Below are 15866 nucleotides of genomic sequence, written 5' to 3' on the forward strand. Positions count from 1 at the left end.
CGTGTTTACCGAAAATCGCCGCGACAAGCAGTCGAATCGCAGCGAATTCGCGAAAGGCGATCCGTTAATTGCGTGCTGTCGCACGACGATTCGCGAAACGGAATCGCATGGCGGCCGCATCAAAACAAAACGGTGCGATGGCCATCTGGCCAATCGCACCGTCTATCCACGCACCAAAGGTGAGGATTTTCGGGAGTCAGTCCTTGATCAGGAAACGCGTTCGGTTCTTGCCGAGCCAGGCCGGCGCGCGCCCGCGGCCGCTCCATGTTTCGCCCGTCTTCGGATTGCGATATTTCGGCGGCAACGGGCGCTTCGGTTTCGCGGCGGCGGCGCCGAGCGGACGGAAACCGAGCTCTTCCGGCGTGATGTCGAATTCCTCGATTTTTGCGCGGATCTCGGCGATTGCGTCGGCAATCGCCTTTTCGCGTTCCTTGTCGATCTTTTGCTGAAGCCTTTCGAGTTGCACGGACAGTTGCCGGTAGGTCGCCATATCGATGGGATTCCGTGAGGGTTATTCAAGAAAAATAGCCAACGCCACGCAAATAGAAAAGCGCTGTCCCTGACGGGCATGTCCCTGACAGGCATGTCCCAAACGGGCACGTCCCCCGTCCGCCACTCACGGATCAATAGCCGCTTTTCTTCCTGCACGCGAACAGCAGACTCCGCACGCCGCCGTCGGTGGACTGCTGAAGCACGTCGTACTCGCCGTTGCAGATCGCGCGGGCGTTGTCCATGCAGTTGCCCCACGAGTCGCCCGTACATTGCACCTGCGTGGTCGGGCGCCCGTCCGAAGTAAACAGCGGCGCACTGCCGCCGCAACCGCCGAGCCCCGCGATCAGGGCCAATAATCCGGCCCGACGCAGCAGCCTTCCGGGCCGCCGACAGACCGACGCAAGCATGTGTTTCATTGTTCTTTCCGTCAACCTTTTTTTAAATGTCGCGAGTATGCCATGCGTCGTCCCCCGATGTTCAGTTCGGCGACCGGTCGGGTTGTCCGCGCGTCTTGTACGGCAAGCTCCGGCGCGGATCGTCGGTGATGCGAATGAACACCTGCTCGACGTCGGGCAGCGCTTCGAATTCCCGTTGCAGGGCCTGTCGGTCGAGCGCCGCATCCGCGCATCCTTCGACATAGATGAAGCGCCGCTGCACGGTGATCCACAGGCTCGTGCCGCGCAGCCGGTCGGAACCGGCGAAATGCGCCTTCGCGGCTTCCGCGATCGGTGCGTCATACATGTAGGAATTCGGCTTCGTGCAGCGGTGCGCGAGCCAGCAGGTGGTCCCGCGTTCGGCGCGGTAATGCGCATCGTCCGACATTTCGGCGCGGGTCATCCACGGGCCGAGCGGCAGCGGGCATTCGGCCACGTCCCGCGACAACGCGACGAACGGATCGTTGTACCAGTTGCGGCGCGCCGTCGGCGCGTCGGCATCGCCCGACTGCGCGAACGCCGAACTCGCCAGCGCGAGCGCCGCGCATGCCGCCATGCCGATTCGCTTCATGTCGTCTCCTGTCGGCCGGCGTTCACGCACGCGCGCTTGCGCCGACCCATGTTGTATGGCCGACCGGACGCCGGACGGCTCGCGTGCCGGCGTCTGGACAGATCCCGTGCAAAACCGGAACGGCTTACCGGTCGATGCCCAGCGCCGCCAGTTTCTTGTAAAGCGTCGCGCGGCCGATACCGATGCGCGCGGCCGCGTCCACCACGCGGCCGTCGCATGCAGCCAGCGCGTCGGTCAGGAACTGGCGCTCCCATGCCGCCAACGCGTCGGCGTACGAGACGCCGCGCGCGCCGCCGTCGGCCGGCGGCGCGGCAGCCGGTCGCACCAGCGACGCACCGTCCTGCTGCATGCGCACCGGACCGAGAAACGGCGCGAGCGCGCGCGCATCGATCACCGAGCGGTCGGACAACATCAGTGCGCGCTCGAGCGTATTGCGCAGCTCGCGCACGTTGCCCGGCCACGGATACGCGCACAGCATGCGCAGTGCATCGTCGGTCAGTTCGCAGTGCGCGGCGCGTCCGTGCTGGGCGGCCAGCTCCTCGAGCGTCGCGTAGACGAGCGCGGCGATGTCGGACGCCCGTTCGCGCAGCGGCGGCGCATGAATCGTCAGCACATTCAGCCGGTAATAGAGATCGGCGCGAAAACGTCCGGCCGCCACGAGCGCCGGCAGATCGGCCGACGTCGCGGCGATGATCCGCACATCCGCGCGCACGATGCGGTTCGAGCCGACCGGCTCGAACTCCTTGTCCTGCAGCACGCGCAGCAGCTTGCCCTGCAGCGGCAGCGGCATGTCGCCGATCTCGTCGAGAAACAGCGTGCCGCGATCGGCCAGTTCGAACTTGCCGACGCGGCCCTTGCGGTCGGCGCCTGTATACGCGCCCGGCGCCGCGCCGAAGAATTCGGTTTCGAGCAGCGTATCGGGAATCGCGGCGACGTTGACGGTCACGAGCGGCTGCAGCGCGCGCGCCGACGCCGCATGGATCGCATGCGCGAGCAGTTCCTTGCCGGTGCCCGTCTCGCCGAGCAGCAGCACCGGCGAATCGACCTGCGCGGCACGGCGCGCCTGACGCTTGGTTTCGAGGCTCGCGGCACTCGTGCCGACGAAACTCGCGAACGTGTATTTCGCGCGGCGCGCCTGCGCGAGCGAACGCTGCGTCGCGATCAGCTGCTGCTGAAGCTGTGCGTAGCGCGAAAAGATCGGCGTGAGCGTCTTCAACTGGTCGAACAGCGCGAAGCCGATCGCGCCGACCGTCTCGCCCGCCTCATTCTTCAGCGGCAGGCGCGTGACGACGAGCGGTTCGCGGCCCGTCTCCATGATGTCGAGCAGGATCGGCTGCCCGGTCGACACGACTTCGCGCATCAGGCTGTTCGGAATCACGGCCTCGCAGTCGAGGCCGACCGCCTGCTGCGGATCGGCGAAGCCGAAGCGCGCCGCATAGCGCTCGTTCATCCACACGACGCGCGCGTCGCGATCGACGACCACGGTGCCCGCGCTCGAATCCTCGAACGTCCGGAACAGCGACTCGGCGGCGCGTCGCAGCACATCGCCGTAGTTGACGGGCAGGCGCACCCAGTCGTTCATCATCGTGTCGTCGTCTCCGCGTATGCTTGGCCGCTTGTCTCCAGAACGGGACGAATTATCTCATTCCGGAGACACGCCGCAACGCCTTGTCCGGGAACACCCTGCCCATTCCGCCGATCGGCCGGACGGTCAGGATCGTCTCCGGATGGAGACATTTTATGTAGAATCCTCAGACATTGGCCGGCGCGGGCCCGCCGGCCGCCGGCGGACCCGCGTCCGGCGGCGCAATGCGGCCGGTGGCACGAAACCTGCAGAACCTGAGCCGGTCCGCGGCGCGCCGCACGACCGAACAACAACCAGAGCCATTAGGAGACTTCCCTTGTCTTTCGTGATCGTCCTCGCCGCGCTGGCGTTCCTGATGTTCGCCGCGTATCGCGGCTACAGCGTGATCCTGTTCGCGCCGATCGCCGCGCTCGGCGCGGTGCTGTTGACCGATCCGGCCGCCGTCGCGCCGGTCTTCTCCGGCATCTTCATGGAGAAGATGGTCGGCTTCGTCAAACTGTATTTCCCGGTGTTCATGCTCGGCGCGGTGTTCGGCAAGGTGATCGAACTGTCCGGCTTCTCCGAGTCGATCGTCCATGCAGCGATCCGCTATATCGGCCGCTCGCGCGCGAATGCGGTGATCGTCGCGGTGTGCGCGCTGCTCACCTATGGCGGCGTGTCGCTGTTCGTCGTCGTGTTCGCGGTCTATCCGTTCGCGGCCGAACTCTATCGCCAGAGCAACATTCCGAAGCGGCTGATGCCCGGCGCGATCGCACTCGGCGCGTTCTCGTTCACGATGGATTCGCTGCCCGGCACGCCGCAGATCCAGAACATCATCCCGACCACGTTCTTCAAGACGACCGCGTGGGCCGCGCCCGCGCTCGGCACGATCGGCTCGCTGTTCATCATCGTTGTCGGTCTGAGCTATCTCGAATGGCGTCGCCGTGCCGCGATGGCGAAGGGCGAAGGCTACGGCTCGTCGCTCGTCAACGAGCCGGAACGCGTCGAAGCGCAATCGCTGCCGAATCCCGCGCTCGCGATCCTGCCGCTGATCCTGGTCGGCGTGTCGAACTTCGCGTTCACGAAGCTGATCCCGCAGTGGTACGGCGCCGCGTCCTATACGGTCGCGCCGGACGTGCTGCCCGGCGTGCACACGCCGGTGACGACGTCGATCAAGACCGTCGTCGCGATCTGGTCGGTCGAGGCCGCGCTGCTGCTCGGCATCGTGCTGGTCGTGCTGACCGCGTTCAGGCGCGTCAGCGAACGCTTCGCGGCCGGCTCGAAGGCGGCCGTCGGCGGCGCGCTGCTCGCCGCGATGAACACCGCGTCGGAATACGGCTTCGGCGGCGTGATCGCTGCACTGCCGGGCTTTCTCGTCGTCGGCGACGCGCTGAAGAGCATCCCGAACCCGCTCGTCAACGCCGCGGTGTCGGTCAGCTCGCTCGCGGGCATCACCGGCTCGGCGTCGGGCGGCATGAGCATCGCGCTCGCCGCGATGTCGGACGTGTTCATCAAGGGCGCGCAGGCGGCCAACATCCCGATGGACGTGCTGCACCGTGTCGTCGCGATGGCGAGCGGCGGCATGGACACGCTGCCGCACAACGGCGCGGTGATCACGCTGCTCGCGGTCACGGGCCTCACGCACCGCGAGTCGTATCGCGACATCTTCGCGGTGACCGTCATCAAGACGCTCGCGGTGTTCTTCGTGATCGCCGTGTATTACATGACGGGGCTCGTGTAAGCGCTCGCGACGGGCGGCGTTTCGCATGCCGCCCGCGCCGCGCCGCCCCGCCCCGCCATTCGACCCCGCTCGCTCCACCGTCATTGTTGTCCGCAGCAAAACACTGCATTGGTCGCCGGCGCATTTTTCAGGCGGCCGGCCCGGCCTACACTGGTTTCAACGTCGCTCGACGCATTCGTCACACGAAGCGCGGCCGATTCACCGGAAACCTGGAGGTCCCGATCATGAAGCGCCTGATACAAGCGGTTGCCCTTGCCCTGGCCGTCACCGGCCCGGTCGTCGCCCATGCGCAGTCGAACCAGCCGCTGACGCGCGCGCAGGTCCGTGCCGAAGTCAAGGCACTGAAGCAAGCCGGCTTCCAGCCGAGCGACTGGTTCTATCCGGCCAGCATCAAGTCGGCCGAAGCGAAGATCGCGCAGCAGAACGGCGCCGGATACGGCAGCGCGCGCGACGCGTCGTCGGAATCGGGCCGCTGATCCTGCGCACGGCCACGCCGGCCGTCACGCCTTCACCGGCTGAATCAGCTTCGCACACGCCGCTGCCTGCGGGTCGCCCGCGGGCAGCTTCCCGCATACCTCGTCGAACTGCCGGACGACCGTCCTGACCGCCGCATCGTGCGCGCCGCCGCTGCGCCAGCGGTTCAGCTGCGCGACGACCTTGGTCAGCGCACGCAGGTTCGCACCGTAGAACGCATCCCGCGTCTTGCCGGCCTGTGCGAGCACGCTCGCGGCAATCCCCTCGATCCGCGCCGAGTCGTCGGGCGCCAGCTGCACCGCGTTCGCGAAATAGGTCGCGCCCCAGCGCAGCTTCGTCGCCGGGCCCGTCGCCGTGTCATACGCCTTCCGGTACCAGTCGAGCGCCGCCGCGTTGTCGCCGCGCGCCTTCGCGTTCGCGGCCAGCCCGGACATGAAGTAGTACGGCGTCGACGAGCGCGGCAGTTCGGCTTTCAGCAGCGCATCCGACTCGTCGAACAGCCCGGCATCGGTCAACGTATCCGCGCCCTCGCTGACGAGCGCCTGCCGCTCGTACGGATTCGCCGCGCCCTGCACCGACGCGGCGATCTGTCGGCGCACGGTATCGACGAGCGCCGGCGCATCGAGCGGCGCGCCGGTGCGCGCCTCGCCGCGCGCGAGCAGCACGCGCCCGTGCAATGCCATCAGACGATCGATCGACGACAGCGTCGCATCGGTCGACAGCCGCGCGAGTGCTGCGTCGTATGCGCCGCGCAGCTTCGCGCGCTGCGCATCGCTGCCGCCGAGATACGCGACGACGCGCGCCGGCGCCACCACCAGCACGTCGGAATCGGCCCGCGACAGCGCACGATCGGCCAACACCGTTCGCCATGCGTCGGCGAGCGCCGACTTGTCGAGCGCGCCGGCCTGAGGCGGATCGTCCGATGCGGCGGCCACGGCCGCCTTCAGCGCGAAGCGCGCCGCCTCGGCCTTCGCGCCGGCTGCCCGCGCACGCTGCGACAGCGTCTGCAAGGTCTGCGCGACGCGATCGGCCGGCACCGGCAGCGCACCGTCGGTATCCCACGAGTAGTCGGCCAGCAGGCGCCATTCGTCTGGCGTCAGCGATGCGCCATCCTTCAGCGCGCTCGCAAGCGTCTGCCGCACCGGATGCGCGGCGGTCATGCCCAGCGACAGCGCCTGCATGTAGCGGTCGAGATCGGCCTCGCCCGGCAGCCGCGTGACCTCGGTGCCGTCGGGACGGAACAGGATCATCGTCGGATAGCCGTGCACCTTGAAGCGCTCGCCGAGCTTCTGCGCGCTCTCGGTGTCGCCGTCGAGATACACGGGCACGAACAACGACGAGCGCGTCTTGAATGCCTGCTGGCTGAAGATCGTCGACTTCACCTGGTTGCACGACGGGCACCACACCGCGCCCCAGTACAGCAGCAACGGCTTGCCGGTGCGCTTCGCGAGCGCGAAGGCGTCGTCGACGTCGCCCTGCTGCCATGCGATGCCGGGCGGCAGATGGGCGCGCTGCGGCGACGGGCTCGCTGCGACGCCTTGCGGCGCGGCGGTGGCAAAAGCCGCACCCGACGCGGCGAACAGGCAGGCGGCGGTCAGATTCCGGAGAACGGTTTTCATCGAAGCGGGTTCCGTTGAAAAGACGATGGCGGGAAGGCGCGCCGCGCGCCTGTCGCGACGGCCGGCAAATCGCTCGACGATACGATGCAGGCGGCCGATTGAAAACGAACGAATTCTCGAATGAATATCAGGCATCGGCCGCGCGTCGTCACGGCCGCGGCCTGAGTCGCGCCATGTGATACACGGACGCATATACGCCGTCGCGCAGCGCATAGTCCGGCGCTTCGCCTTCGATCCGGAAGCCGTGCTTTTCGTAGAGCGCGATCGCCGCGCGGTTGTCGACGAACACGGTCAGCTCGACACGCGTGACGTTCAGCCAGTTCTCGGCAAGGTCGATCGCAGCCGCGAGCAGGCGGCTGCCGATGCCGCGCCCGTGATGCGACGCGTCGACCATCATGCCGAGCCCCGCCGCATGACGGCGGCGCGGATTCGGTTCGGTATGCAGGGCGAGATGGCCGACCACCGCACCGTCGATTTCGGCGACGAGGCTCACGCCCTGTTCGCGAATGCGATCGAGCCGCTGCTGCCATTTCTCGAACGACGGGAACGGATGCTGCAGCGTGTTCATGTAGACCGCGGGCTGCGCGGAGATCTTGCGGATCGCGTCGACGTCGTGCGCGTCGCTGTGTCGGATCGTGATGTCGGTCATGACGGGGTAGCGTCCAGGGTATCGTTTTTTTAAGGGCATGCGGTGCGCGTACCGCATGCCATCGAGCATATCCGGTTTCATGCGAATGCAACACGGTCGTCACGTGTTCGCTCGGCATGTCGATGCCGTCCGGCGTAACAGGACCATCTTCTGCGATTCGGTTGTGCCCGCAACGACGCAATGCAGAATTCCTCTCATGCGGATCGACATTTTTTACCGACCATCTCATGGAGATCGGTAATTCCTCGCCACTTCCACCCGCCATTCACCCGCACGCGATTCGTTGCGCACACAACGTCACGCGAACGACATGCGATGTCATTTCTCCATCACGTCGACGTCACGTCGGCTCCCTAGACTGGGCGCCGCCCTGCCCGGCATGCGCCGGGCCGGCGCGTGCCGACATCCCGTCCCGCGCATCACGAGCGCGCGAGGCACGGACCGGCGACGACGGTCGAAACCGCCACGCGACGCAGCGCGTCGTCCGTGGGGCGCGCACATCCGGCGCGCGGCCGGCGCATCCGCACGCACGCGCATCGCGGACCGTCCCAGGGGGGGACGACGCTTGGGCGCAACCAGACGAAGTCACGAACGCTCCCACCATCACAGGACTCGAACGCCATGACGTCACGCCGCAAATTTCTCCAGAAAACCACCACCGCCGGCCTCTCGGCCGCCGCGCTGTCCGCGTTTCCGCCGAGCATCCGCCGCGCGCTCGCGATCCCCGCGTTTCACGAAACGGGCACCATCAACGACGTGAAGCACGTCGTACTGCTGATGATGGAGAATCGCGCATTCGACAGCTACTTCGGCACGTTCAAGGGCGTGCGCGGCTACGGCGACCGCTTCGCGGTGCCGTCGCCGAACGGCCGCGACGTGTTCTACCAGACCTACACGAAGACGACGCCCGCCACGACCAGCACGCCGTATCACCTCGACGCGAGCCAGGGCAACGCGCAGCGCGCGGGCGGCACGCCGCACACGTGGGCCGACGCGCAGGCCGCCTGGGATCACGGCCGCATGAACCGCTGGCCCGACGCGAAGACGCTGCTGTCGATGGGCTACTACGACGCGGCCGAAGTGCCGTTCCAGCGCGCGCTCGCCGATGCGTTCACGCTGTGCGACCACTACCACTGCGGGATGCACACCGGCACGATCGCGAACCGCCTGTTCTACTGGAGCGGCACCAACGGCCCGAACGGCATCAGCCCGGCCGACGGCAGCCGCGTGAGGGTCGCCGCGCTGAACAACCAGTTCAACGGCGGCAACGACATCGGCCCGTCGAGCCAGGGCTGGACCTGGACGACCTACGCCGACCGGCTGCAGCAGGCCGGCGTGAGCTGGAAGGTCTACCAGAGCCTGATCGACAACTTCGGCTGCAACGAGATGATGAGCTTCCGCCACTGGCGCGCGGCCATCGAGCAGATGCCGGCCGCGCGCCGGCCCGTATATGTCGCGTCGACCGACATCACGCAGCCGGTGACGGCCGCCGGCCCGTTCTACGATCCGGCGATCGACGACCCGCTCAGCCCGCTCGCGAAAGGCTTCGGCAACACGATGCCGTACGGCTTCCTCGAGTCGTTCAGCGACGACATCCGCAACGGCAGGCTGCCGGCCGTGTCGTGGATCGTTCCGCCGTCGGTCTACAGCGAGCACCCGGGACCGTCGAGCCCCGCGCAGGGCGGCTGGTATGTGCAGGCCGTGCTCGATGCGCTGACCGCGAACCCGGAGGTGTGGAGCAAGACAGTGCTGCTGATCAATTACGACGAAAACGACGGTTTCTTCGACCACATGCCGTCGCCGGCCGCGCCGTCGCGCAATGCCGACGGCACGCTCGCGGGCGGCCATACGCTGCGCGACGCCGACGTCGCGGTCGAATACCACGACTTCGCGCCGGCCACGTCGAGCCAGCCCGCAGCCGATGGCCGTCCGTACGGCCCCGGTCCGCGCGTGCCGATGTGGGTCGTGTCGCCGTGGAGCCGCGGCGGCTGGGTCAATTCGCAGGTGTTCGACCATACGTCGACGCTGCGCTTCCTCGAGCAGCGCTTCGGCGTCGCCGAGCCGCAGATCGGTGCGTACCGCCGCGCGGTGTGCGGCGACCTGACGAGCGCATTCAACTTCCGCTCGCCGAACAACGAGCCGCTGCCGACGCTCGCAGGCCGCTCGACGAAGAGCCAGGTCGACGCGCTGAGCGCCGCGCAGCAGGCCGCGCCGAAGATCGCGCCGCCCGCCACGCCGGCCGCGCCCGCGCAGGCCGCCGGCGTGCGCCCGTCGCGCGCGCTGCCGTACGAGCTGCATGCGAGCGCGCGCGCCGATGCCGGCAAGGGCACGATCACGCTGAAGTTCGCGAATACCGGCCGCGCGGCCGCCGTGTTTCACGTCTATGACAAGCTGCATCTCGACCGCCTGCCGCGGCGCTACGCGGTCGAGCCGGGCAAGACGCTGCACGGCAACTGGGCGGCGGGCGCCGACGACAGCGGTAAATATGACCTTTGGGTGCTCGGCCCGAACGGCTATCACCGCCGCTTCACTGGCGACCTGACGCGGCTGGCCGGCGCCCGCGCGCCGAACCCGGAGATCCGCGTCGGCTACGCGGGCGCGAGCGGCAACCTGCATCTGCGGCTGAGCAATCACGGCGCCGGCACGGTGCGCTTCACGGTGAAATCGAACCGGGTCTACGGGCCGCTGACCGCCCGCGGCGCAAACGACGACCATGGCCGCGGCCATGACAACGGCACCGGCACCACGTGGACCGTCACGGTGCGCGCCGGCGAACAGTCCGAGCTGCACTGGAAGCTCGACTCGACCGGCAACTGGTACGACTTCGTCGTGACGGCGGACAGCGACGCGAGCTTCTCGCGCCGCGTGGCAGGCCGCGTCGAAACCGGCCGCCACTCGGTCAGCGACCCGGCGATGGGACTCGCCGACCGCTTCTGACGCGGCCGCGGCGACGCGCGCTGCGCCGCGTGTCGCCGTGCCTGCCGCACCGGCCGCGAACGGCGGCCGGCAGCCCGCGCCATGGCCCGCAACCCGCCCGGAACGCCCGTCCGGCGCGGCACAAACATCTGACGGATCGGTGGTATAACCCTCATTTCCGACCGCACGAAAATGCTCCGTAATGCCGTCCGTTCGCGTTAAACTGCGTCAAGCTGTTTTGCAGTTTTTCTACAACGACATTTCGCCAACACGGCAACCACGACACGAGGATAGGTTCGATGCGCACTACCGGCTCATCCGGGGCAATGACCCTGCTCACCGAACACGACCCGGCCGACGGCCGCGAACTGCGCTCGCTCCGGCTCGAAGCGACCGGCGACGGCAAGAGCGTGCTGCTGATCGAAATCGACGAACGCAAGCCCGGCATTCATCGCGAAGTGCGCTATGAAATCACGCCGGCCGAGCTGATCGCGGCGATTCGCTCGCACGGCGCCGAGCTGCCCGGCGAAAACCACGGCCTCGCGTCGCTCGCCCGCACCCCCTCCTGATCCGCCACGGTGAGCGGCGCGCACGCCGCCCGCTCACCGTCATCACCCTGCTGCCGTCAGGCGCTTTCCGTCATTCCGTCCGCCGACTTGAAAATGGCCGATAATCGGCCCATCTTCAGGTTTTCCGCGCGCGCGTCCATTCCAGTCAGCCGCCATGCTCCGTGACCTCGTCGCCCAGTACGGGCCGCTTCTCGTCTTCGCCAATGTGCTCGCGGCGGCCATCGGGCTGCCGGTGCCGGCGTTGCCGACGCTCGTGCTGTTCGGCGCGATGGCCGCGATGCACCCGGGAATGATCGGCTCGCAACTCGTGACGGTGGTCGCGCTGTCGGTGCTCGGCGCGCTGATCGGCGACACCGTCTGGTATGTCGCCGGCCGGCGCTACGGCGGCACGACGCTGAAGACGATCTGCCGGCTGTCGCTGTCGCGTGACAGCTGCGTGAAAAAGACCGAGCGTTTCTTCGGCCGCTACGGCGTGCGCGTGCTCGCAGTCGCGCGCTTCATCCCGGGGCTGTCGCTCGTGTCGGTGCCGATGGCCGGCGCGCTCGGTACGCGCTACCGCACGTTCGTCGGCTACGACGCGCTCGGCGCCGCGCTGTGGACGATCGTCGGGCTCGTGGCGGGGCTGGTGTTCTACCGGCAGATCGACTGGCTGTTCGCCGGCGCGAGCCGGCTCGGCCGCGCGGTGCTGGTGGTGATCGTCGCGCTGCTGGCCGTTTATGCGGCGATCCGCTGGATGCGGCGCCGCGCGCTGATCCGCCAGCTCGCAAGCGCGCGGATCGGCGTCGACGAACTCGACGCGCTGCTGCGCGACGCGCCCGCGCCGGTGATCCTCGACGTGCGCTCGCCCGAACACCGCAAGCTCGATCCGTTCACGATTCCCGGCGCGCAGTTCGCCGACGAACGCCAGATCGGCGACATCGTCGCGCGTTATCCGCTGACGCAGAAGTTCGTCGTGTACTGCTCGTGCCCGAACGAGGTGACGGCCGCGCTGATGGCGAAGCGCCTGCTCGACGCCGGCTTCACCGATGCGCTCGCGCTGCGCGGCGGCCTCGACGCATGGCGCGACACGGGCCGCCAGCTCGCGTCGCTCGCCGAGGACCTGCCGGCGGCAAACGACGCGATCGCGGGGCTGCACAAGCCGGCCTGAGCGCGGCCGGCCGTGCGACGCGAGGCAGCCCGCGCGTCGATCACGGTCAGAACGCGTGCAGCGGCAGGTTCACCACCAGGCGGTACTCGCGGTTCGTCGCATCCGAGTAGTGAGCCGAACCGTTGTGCCACATCGCGATGAACGTGACCTTCGTGTCCTTCAGCTTGCCGCTCTGGAACGTGTACGACGGGATGAAGCCGAACTCGTGGTGACGGCCCTGCACCGGCGCGCCGTTGCTCCAGTAGATGCTCGACTTGCTCGGGTCGTTCGCCGCGCCCGCGCTCGCATCCGCGCCCCAGCCCGTCACGCCCCACACCATCGCCTTGAAGCCGGGCAGGCCCGCTTCCTTGCCGTAGAACGTGTAGCGCAGCTGCAGCGACTTTTCGTGCGGCGCGTTGTAGTCGACGTCCATCGAGTTGGTCAGGAAGATCCCGTTGGTCTCGGTGATGTAGTCGAAGAACTGGTCGCCGAGGATCTGCTGGTAACCGAGCAGCAGTTCGTGCGGGCCGTGCTGCGCGGCCAGCGACAGGCTGTACGCGTTGTTGTCGATCTTGCCCTGCAGCGCATCGCCCGTGTCGTGCGTCGAGTAGACGTTCGCGAAGCCGGTCCACTTGATCGACTTCGTATCGCCGATGCTGTGCTTCACCGACGCGTAGTACTGGTGCCACACGTCGTCGGCCTGGTCCGCATACAGCGCGAGCTCGCCGTTCGGCGAGTAGTCCCACGTGCCGCCCACGTACGTCAGGCGATTGACGCGCGTGCCGCCGTACTGCGTCGTCAGGTTCGTGAGCGTCGTGTGCCCGCGCGCGTCGGTCTTCGTGAAGCTGCCGGCCTCGAGCATCACGTTCTTGAATTCGTTGCTGACGATCGTCGCGCCGAGGAAGGTCGGCGGCAGCGCGCGGTTGTCGTGCTGCTCCATGAACGGGTTGTCGACGGCCTGCAGACCGTACTTGATCACCGTGTTCGAGATGCGCGCCTTCACGTCGTAGACGCCCGGGTACGCCCACGCGAGCTGGTTCGAGCCGCCGCCGCCCTTCGCGATGTGCACCATGCTGCCCGCGCCCGCGCCGCCGTCGAGCTTCAGCGCCGCATACAGCGATGCGTCGAAGCCGATGCCGATCAGGCCCGTCGTGTAGCCCGATTCGAAGTTCGCCATCACGCCCTGGACCCACGCGTGGCGGTGCGGGCCGCCCTTGTTGTCGAGCATGTCCGAGTAGTTGCGGAACAGGAAGTCGAGATGGCTGTCGGCGATGAAGCCCTTCGACTTCGATTGCGCGGACGGCTCGTCGGGCGGCGTGACGGCCTGGCTGGCCTCGGCGTTGACAATGGCGTTCGGCGTCGTCGCCTGCGCGACGCTCGCACCGGCGGCCGGCGCGGCCGGCGCGGCCTGCGCGACCGTCAGCGGCGCCGGGGCCGCGTCGTCGGCGCGCGCGACGCCCGTCAGCGACACGCCGGCGAGCGCCGGCAGTCCCCATGCAAGCAGCATCTTCGATGCCGTCCCGATCGTCTTCTGCTTTTTCATCGTGGTTCTCTTCTTGTGTTGATGTCGTCCCGCCGGCCGCGATCCGCGCCCGGCCCCCACCCGGCGCGACCGCCTACGGGCGCGCCTGTACCCGCGACGCGAAGATCGTTCGCGCCGCACTTACCCCTGTCGACCTGCCTGTTTATGGTTGTTCGACGCTCATGCCGCGCCCGCGCGGATGCACGCGACGCGCGCCGCCGAGCCGTGCCGCACTTCCGGCAGCGGCACGTCCTGCGCGCATGCGTCGATCGCGACCGGGCAGCGCGTCCGGAATGCGCAGCCCGACGGCGGGTTCAGCGGCGACGGCATTTCGCCCGCCAGCAGCATCGGCCGGCGCGCACGCTCGCGTGCCGGTTCCGGCGTCGGCGCCGCGTCGAGCAGCGCGCGCGTGTACGGGTGCTGCGGCACGCCGTACACGTCGTGCCGCGTGCCGAACTCCATCACGCGGCCGAGATACATCACCAGCACGCGCTGGCTGATCGCCTTCACCACCGCGAGATCGTGCGCGACGAACAGATAGGACAGCGACAGATCGCGCTGCAGGTCGCGCAGCAGGTTCACGATCTGCGCCTGGATCGACACGTCGAGCGCCGACACCGGTTCGTCGCAGATCACGAGCTTCGGCTCGCCGATCAGCGCGCGCGCGATGCCCACACGCTGGCACTGCCCGCCGGAAAATTCATGCGGATAACGGAGCATGTGATGCGCGTTCAGGCCGACCCGCTCGAGCATCGCGACCACGCGGCGCCGCACTTCGGCACGTCCAAGGCCCGGCTGGTGCGTGACGAGCGGCTCGGCGACGACCTGCTCGATCGTCATGCGCGGATCGAGCGACGCGAGCGGATCCTGGAAGATCATCTGCATTTCGCGCCGCATCGCGGTGCCGCGCAGGTGCTCGGGCTCGACCGTCCGGCCGCGCCATTTCACGGTGCCGGCCGTCGCCGGCACGAGGCCGATCAGCGCGCGCGCGAGCGTCGACTTCCCGCAGCCCGATTCGCCGACGAGCCCGACCGTTTCGCCGCGCTTCACGTCGAACGACACGCCGTCGACCGCGCGCAGCGTACCCTTCGGCGACCACGGATAGCCGCCGAGCGGCACGCGGAAATGCACCTTCAGATTCTCGACGGACAGCAGCGTGTCGTCCGTCGCGCCGCTATCGCGGCGTTGATCGACGCTCATCGCAGTCCTCCCGTCAGATCGGCCACCGGCCGGTGGCATGCGCGCACCGCATGCGCGGCGCCATAGGTTTCGAGTGCCGGGCGCGCCGTGTCGCACCGGCCTTCCGCATACGCGCAGCGCTTCGCGAACGCGCAGCCGGCGGCCGCGGTGCCGGGCATCGGCGGATTGCCGGGAATCGCGACGAGCGGCGCGTCGTCGGCGTCGGTCAGGCGCGGCAGCGCGTTCAGCAGCCCGATCGTGTACGGATGCGACGGCGCCGCGAAGATCGACTCGGCCGGCGCGTATTCGACGGTGCGGCCCGCATACATGACCATCACGTCGTCCGCGAGGCCCGCGACCACGCCCATGTCGTGCGTGATCAGCACGATCGCGGTGCCGCGCTCGCGGTTCAGCTCGCGCAGCAGGTCGATGATCTGGGCCTGCACGGTCACGTCGAGCGCGGTGGTCGGCTCGTCGGCGATCAGCACTTCCGGCTCGGACAGCAGCGCCATCGCGATCATCACGCGCTGCCGCATGCCGCCCGAGAACTCGTGCGGATACATGCGGATGCAGCGCGCGGCGTCGGGAATGCGCACCGATTCGAGCGCCTCGATCGCGCGCTGCGTCGCCGCCTTGCGCGACAGCTTGCGGTGCAGCTGCAGCGTCTCGGTCATCTGCCGCTCGATCGTCAGGAACGGATTGAGCGACGTCATCGGATCCTGGAAGATCATCGCGATCCGGTCGCCGCGCACCGCGTTCAGCGCGCGCGTATCCATCTCGAGCAGGTTCTTGCCGCGATAGCGCGCGGCGCCGCTGGTCGTGCCGTTGCCGGCCAGCAGGCCGAGCAGCGCCATCACGGTCTGGCTCTTGCCCGAGCCCGATTCGCCGACGATGCCGAGCGTCTTGCCGGCTTCGAGCGAGAACGACACGCCGCTGACGGCGTCGATCGGCGGTGCATCCTTGCGCGTGAAGCGCACGCCGAGGTTGTCGACTTCAAGTAGTGCGGCCAT

14 protein-coding genes are annotated in these 15866 nt (G+C 68.1%); 5 read left to right on the forward strand and 9 right to left on the reverse strand.

Going from position 1 to position 15866, the window contains the following annotated elements; genetic code table 11:
• Window positions 1-196 precede the first annotated feature (196 nt).
• From BST28156_RS15725 to BST28156_RS15740, 4 genes are all read right to left on the reverse strand, one after another.
• On the reverse strand, window positions 197-490 hold the full coding sequence (locus BST28156_RS15725; protein WP_060240565.1) for an H-NS histone family protein: 294 nt from the start codon (window positions 488-490) through the stop codon (window positions 197-199).
• A gap of 133 nt (window positions 491-623) precedes the next feature.
• Window positions 624-908: a hypothetical protein gene (locus BST28156_RS15730; protein ID WP_174902670.1), complete on the reverse strand. Its 285-nt coding sequence runs from the start codon at window positions 906-908 to the stop codon at window positions 624-626.
• 61 nt (window positions 909-969) lie between these two features.
• A complete protein-coding gene (locus tag BST28156_RS15735; RefSeq protein WP_174902671.1) occupies window positions 970-1497 on the reverse strand; it encodes a BON domain-containing protein in 528 nt (175 codons plus the stop codon).
• A 124-nt stretch (window positions 1498-1621) separates the two neighbouring features.
• Window positions 1622-3082, reverse strand: a complete 1461-nt coding sequence (locus BST28156_RS15740; protein WP_174902672.1) for a sigma-54 interaction domain-containing protein — start codon at window positions 3080-3082, stop codon at window positions 1622-1624.
• A 316-nt stretch (window positions 3083-3398) separates the two neighbouring features.
• Here BST28156_RS15740 and BST28156_RS15745 point away from each other — a divergent pair, with 316 nt between their 5' ends.
• Both BST28156_RS15745 and BST28156_RS15750 read left to right on the forward strand, forming a co-directional pair.
• Window positions 3399-4802 carry a GntP family permease gene (locus BST28156_RS15745; RefSeq protein ID WP_060240561.1) on the forward strand — a complete coding sequence of 468 codons (1404 nt, stop codon included), beginning with the start codon at window positions 3399-3401 and terminating at the stop codon, window positions 4800-4802.
• Between the two features lie 224 nt (window positions 4803-5026).
• A complete protein-coding gene (locus BST28156_RS15750) occupies window positions 5027-5278 on the forward strand; it encodes a DUF4148 domain-containing protein (protein ID WP_174902673.1) in 252 nt (83 codons plus the stop codon).
• 24 nt (window positions 5279-5302) lie between these two features.
• Here the strand turns inward: BST28156_RS15750 and BST28156_RS15755 are convergent, their stop codons facing one another.
• Window positions 5303-6895 carry a thioredoxin family protein gene (locus BST28156_RS15755; RefSeq protein ID WP_174902674.1) on the reverse strand — a complete coding sequence of 531 codons (1593 nt, stop codon included), beginning with the start codon at window positions 6893-6895 and terminating at the stop codon, window positions 5303-5305.
• A 148-nt stretch (window positions 6896-7043) separates the two neighbouring features.
• A complete protein-coding gene (locus tag BST28156_RS15760) occupies window positions 7044-7544 on the reverse strand; it encodes a GNAT family N-acetyltransferase (protein WP_174902675.1) in 501 nt (166 codons plus the stop codon).
• A 621-nt stretch (window positions 7545-8165) separates the two neighbouring features.
• Between BST28156_RS15760 and BST28156_RS15765 the strand changes: the two genes are divergently transcribed.
• From BST28156_RS15765 to BST28156_RS15775, 3 genes are all read left to right on the forward strand, one after another.
• Window positions 8166-10481, forward strand: coding sequence for a phosphocholine-specific phospholipase C (locus BST28156_RS15765; RefSeq protein WP_174902676.1), 2316 nt, complete (start codon window positions 8166-8168; stop codon window positions 10479-10481).
• Window positions 10482-10759: 278 nt separating this feature from the next.
• On the forward strand, window positions 10760-11029 hold the full coding sequence (locus tag BST28156_RS15770) for a hypothetical protein (protein WP_060240554.1): 270 nt from the start codon (window positions 10760-10762) through the stop codon (window positions 11027-11029).
• Between the two features lie 154 nt (window positions 11030-11183).
• Window positions 11184-12176, forward strand: coding sequence for a DedA family protein/thiosulfate sulfurtransferase GlpE (locus BST28156_RS15775; RefSeq protein ID WP_174902677.1), 993 nt, complete (start codon window positions 11184-11186; stop codon window positions 12174-12176).
• A gap of 46 nt (window positions 12177-12222) precedes the next feature.
• On the opposite strand, the gene BST28156_RS15780 is transcribed toward BST28156_RS15775, so the two are convergent.
• From BST28156_RS15780 to BST28156_RS15790, 3 genes are all read right to left on the reverse strand, one after another.
• The gene (locus BST28156_RS15780; RefSeq protein WP_174902678.1) at window positions 12223-13698 is read right to left on the reverse strand and encodes an OprD family porin; all 1476 of its coding nucleotides are present in this window, start codon (window positions 13696-13698) and stop codon (window positions 12223-12225) included.
• A gap of 159 nt (window positions 13699-13857) precedes the next feature.
• Window positions 13858-14877: an ABC transporter ATP-binding protein gene (locus BST28156_RS15785; RefSeq protein ID WP_174902679.1), complete on the reverse strand. Its 1020-nt coding sequence runs from the start codon at window positions 14875-14877 to the stop codon at window positions 13858-13860.
• The gene (locus BST28156_RS15790; RefSeq protein ID WP_174902680.1) at window positions 14874-15866 is read right to left on the reverse strand and encodes an ABC transporter ATP-binding protein; all 993 of its coding nucleotides are present in this window, start codon (window positions 15864-15866) and stop codon (window positions 14874-14876) included. Before BST28156_RS15790 ends, BST28156_RS15785 begins: the two co-directional genes overlap by 4 nt.

It is taken from the genome of Burkholderia pseudomultivorans, from assembly GCF_902499075.1.
GTDB lineage: Bacteria > Pseudomonadota > Gammaproteobacteria > Burkholderiales > Burkholderiaceae > Burkholderia > Burkholderia pseudomultivorans.

Coding starts and splice junctions, on each gene's coding strand:
- BST28156_RS15780 (WP_174902678.1), bottom strand. CDS start 13,698: ATGAAAAAGCAGAAGACGATCGGGACGGCATCGAAGATGCTGCTTGCA.
- BST28156_RS15725 (WP_060240565.1), bottom strand. CDS start 490: ATGGCGACCTACCGGCAACTGTCCGTGCAACTCGAAAGGCTTCAGCAA.
- BST28156_RS15740 (WP_174902672.1), bottom strand. CDS start 3,082: ATGATGAACGACTGGGTGCGCCTGCCCGTCAACTACGGCGATGTGCTG.
- BST28156_RS15750 (WP_174902673.1), top strand. CDS start 5,027: ATGAAGCGCCTGATACAAGCGGTTGCCCTTGCCCTGGCCGTCACCGGC.
- BST28156_RS15770 (WP_060240554.1), top strand. CDS start 10,760: ATGCGCACTACCGGCTCATCCGGGGCAATGACCCTGCTCACCGAACAC.
- BST28156_RS15765 (WP_174902676.1), top strand. CDS start 8,166: ATGACGTCACGCCGCAAATTTCTCCAGAAAACCACCACCGCCGGCCTC.
- BST28156_RS15775 (WP_174902677.1), top strand. CDS start 11,184: ATGCTCCGTGACCTCGTCGCCCAGTACGGGCCGCTTCTCGTCTTCGCC.
- BST28156_RS15735 (WP_174902671.1), bottom strand. CDS start 1,497: ATGAAGCGAATCGGCATGGCGGCATGCGCGGCGCTCGCGCTGGCGAGT.
- BST28156_RS15760 (WP_174902675.1), bottom strand. CDS start 7,544: ATGACCGACATCACGATCCGACACAGCGACGCGCACGACGTCGACGCG.
- BST28156_RS15755 (WP_174902674.1), bottom strand. CDS start 6,895: ATGAAAACCGTTCTCCGGAATCTGACCGCCGCCTGCCTGTTCGCCGCG.
- BST28156_RS15785 (WP_174902679.1), bottom strand. CDS start 14,877: ATGAGCGTCGATCAACGCCGCGATAGCGGCGCGACGGACGACACGCTG.
- BST28156_RS15790 (WP_174902680.1), bottom strand. CDS start 15,866: ATGGCCGCACTACTTGAAGTCGACAACCTCGGCGTGCGCTTCACGCGC.
- BST28156_RS15730 (WP_174902670.1), bottom strand. CDS start 908: ATGAAACACATGCTTGCGTCGGTCTGTCGGCGGCCCGGAAGGCTGCTG.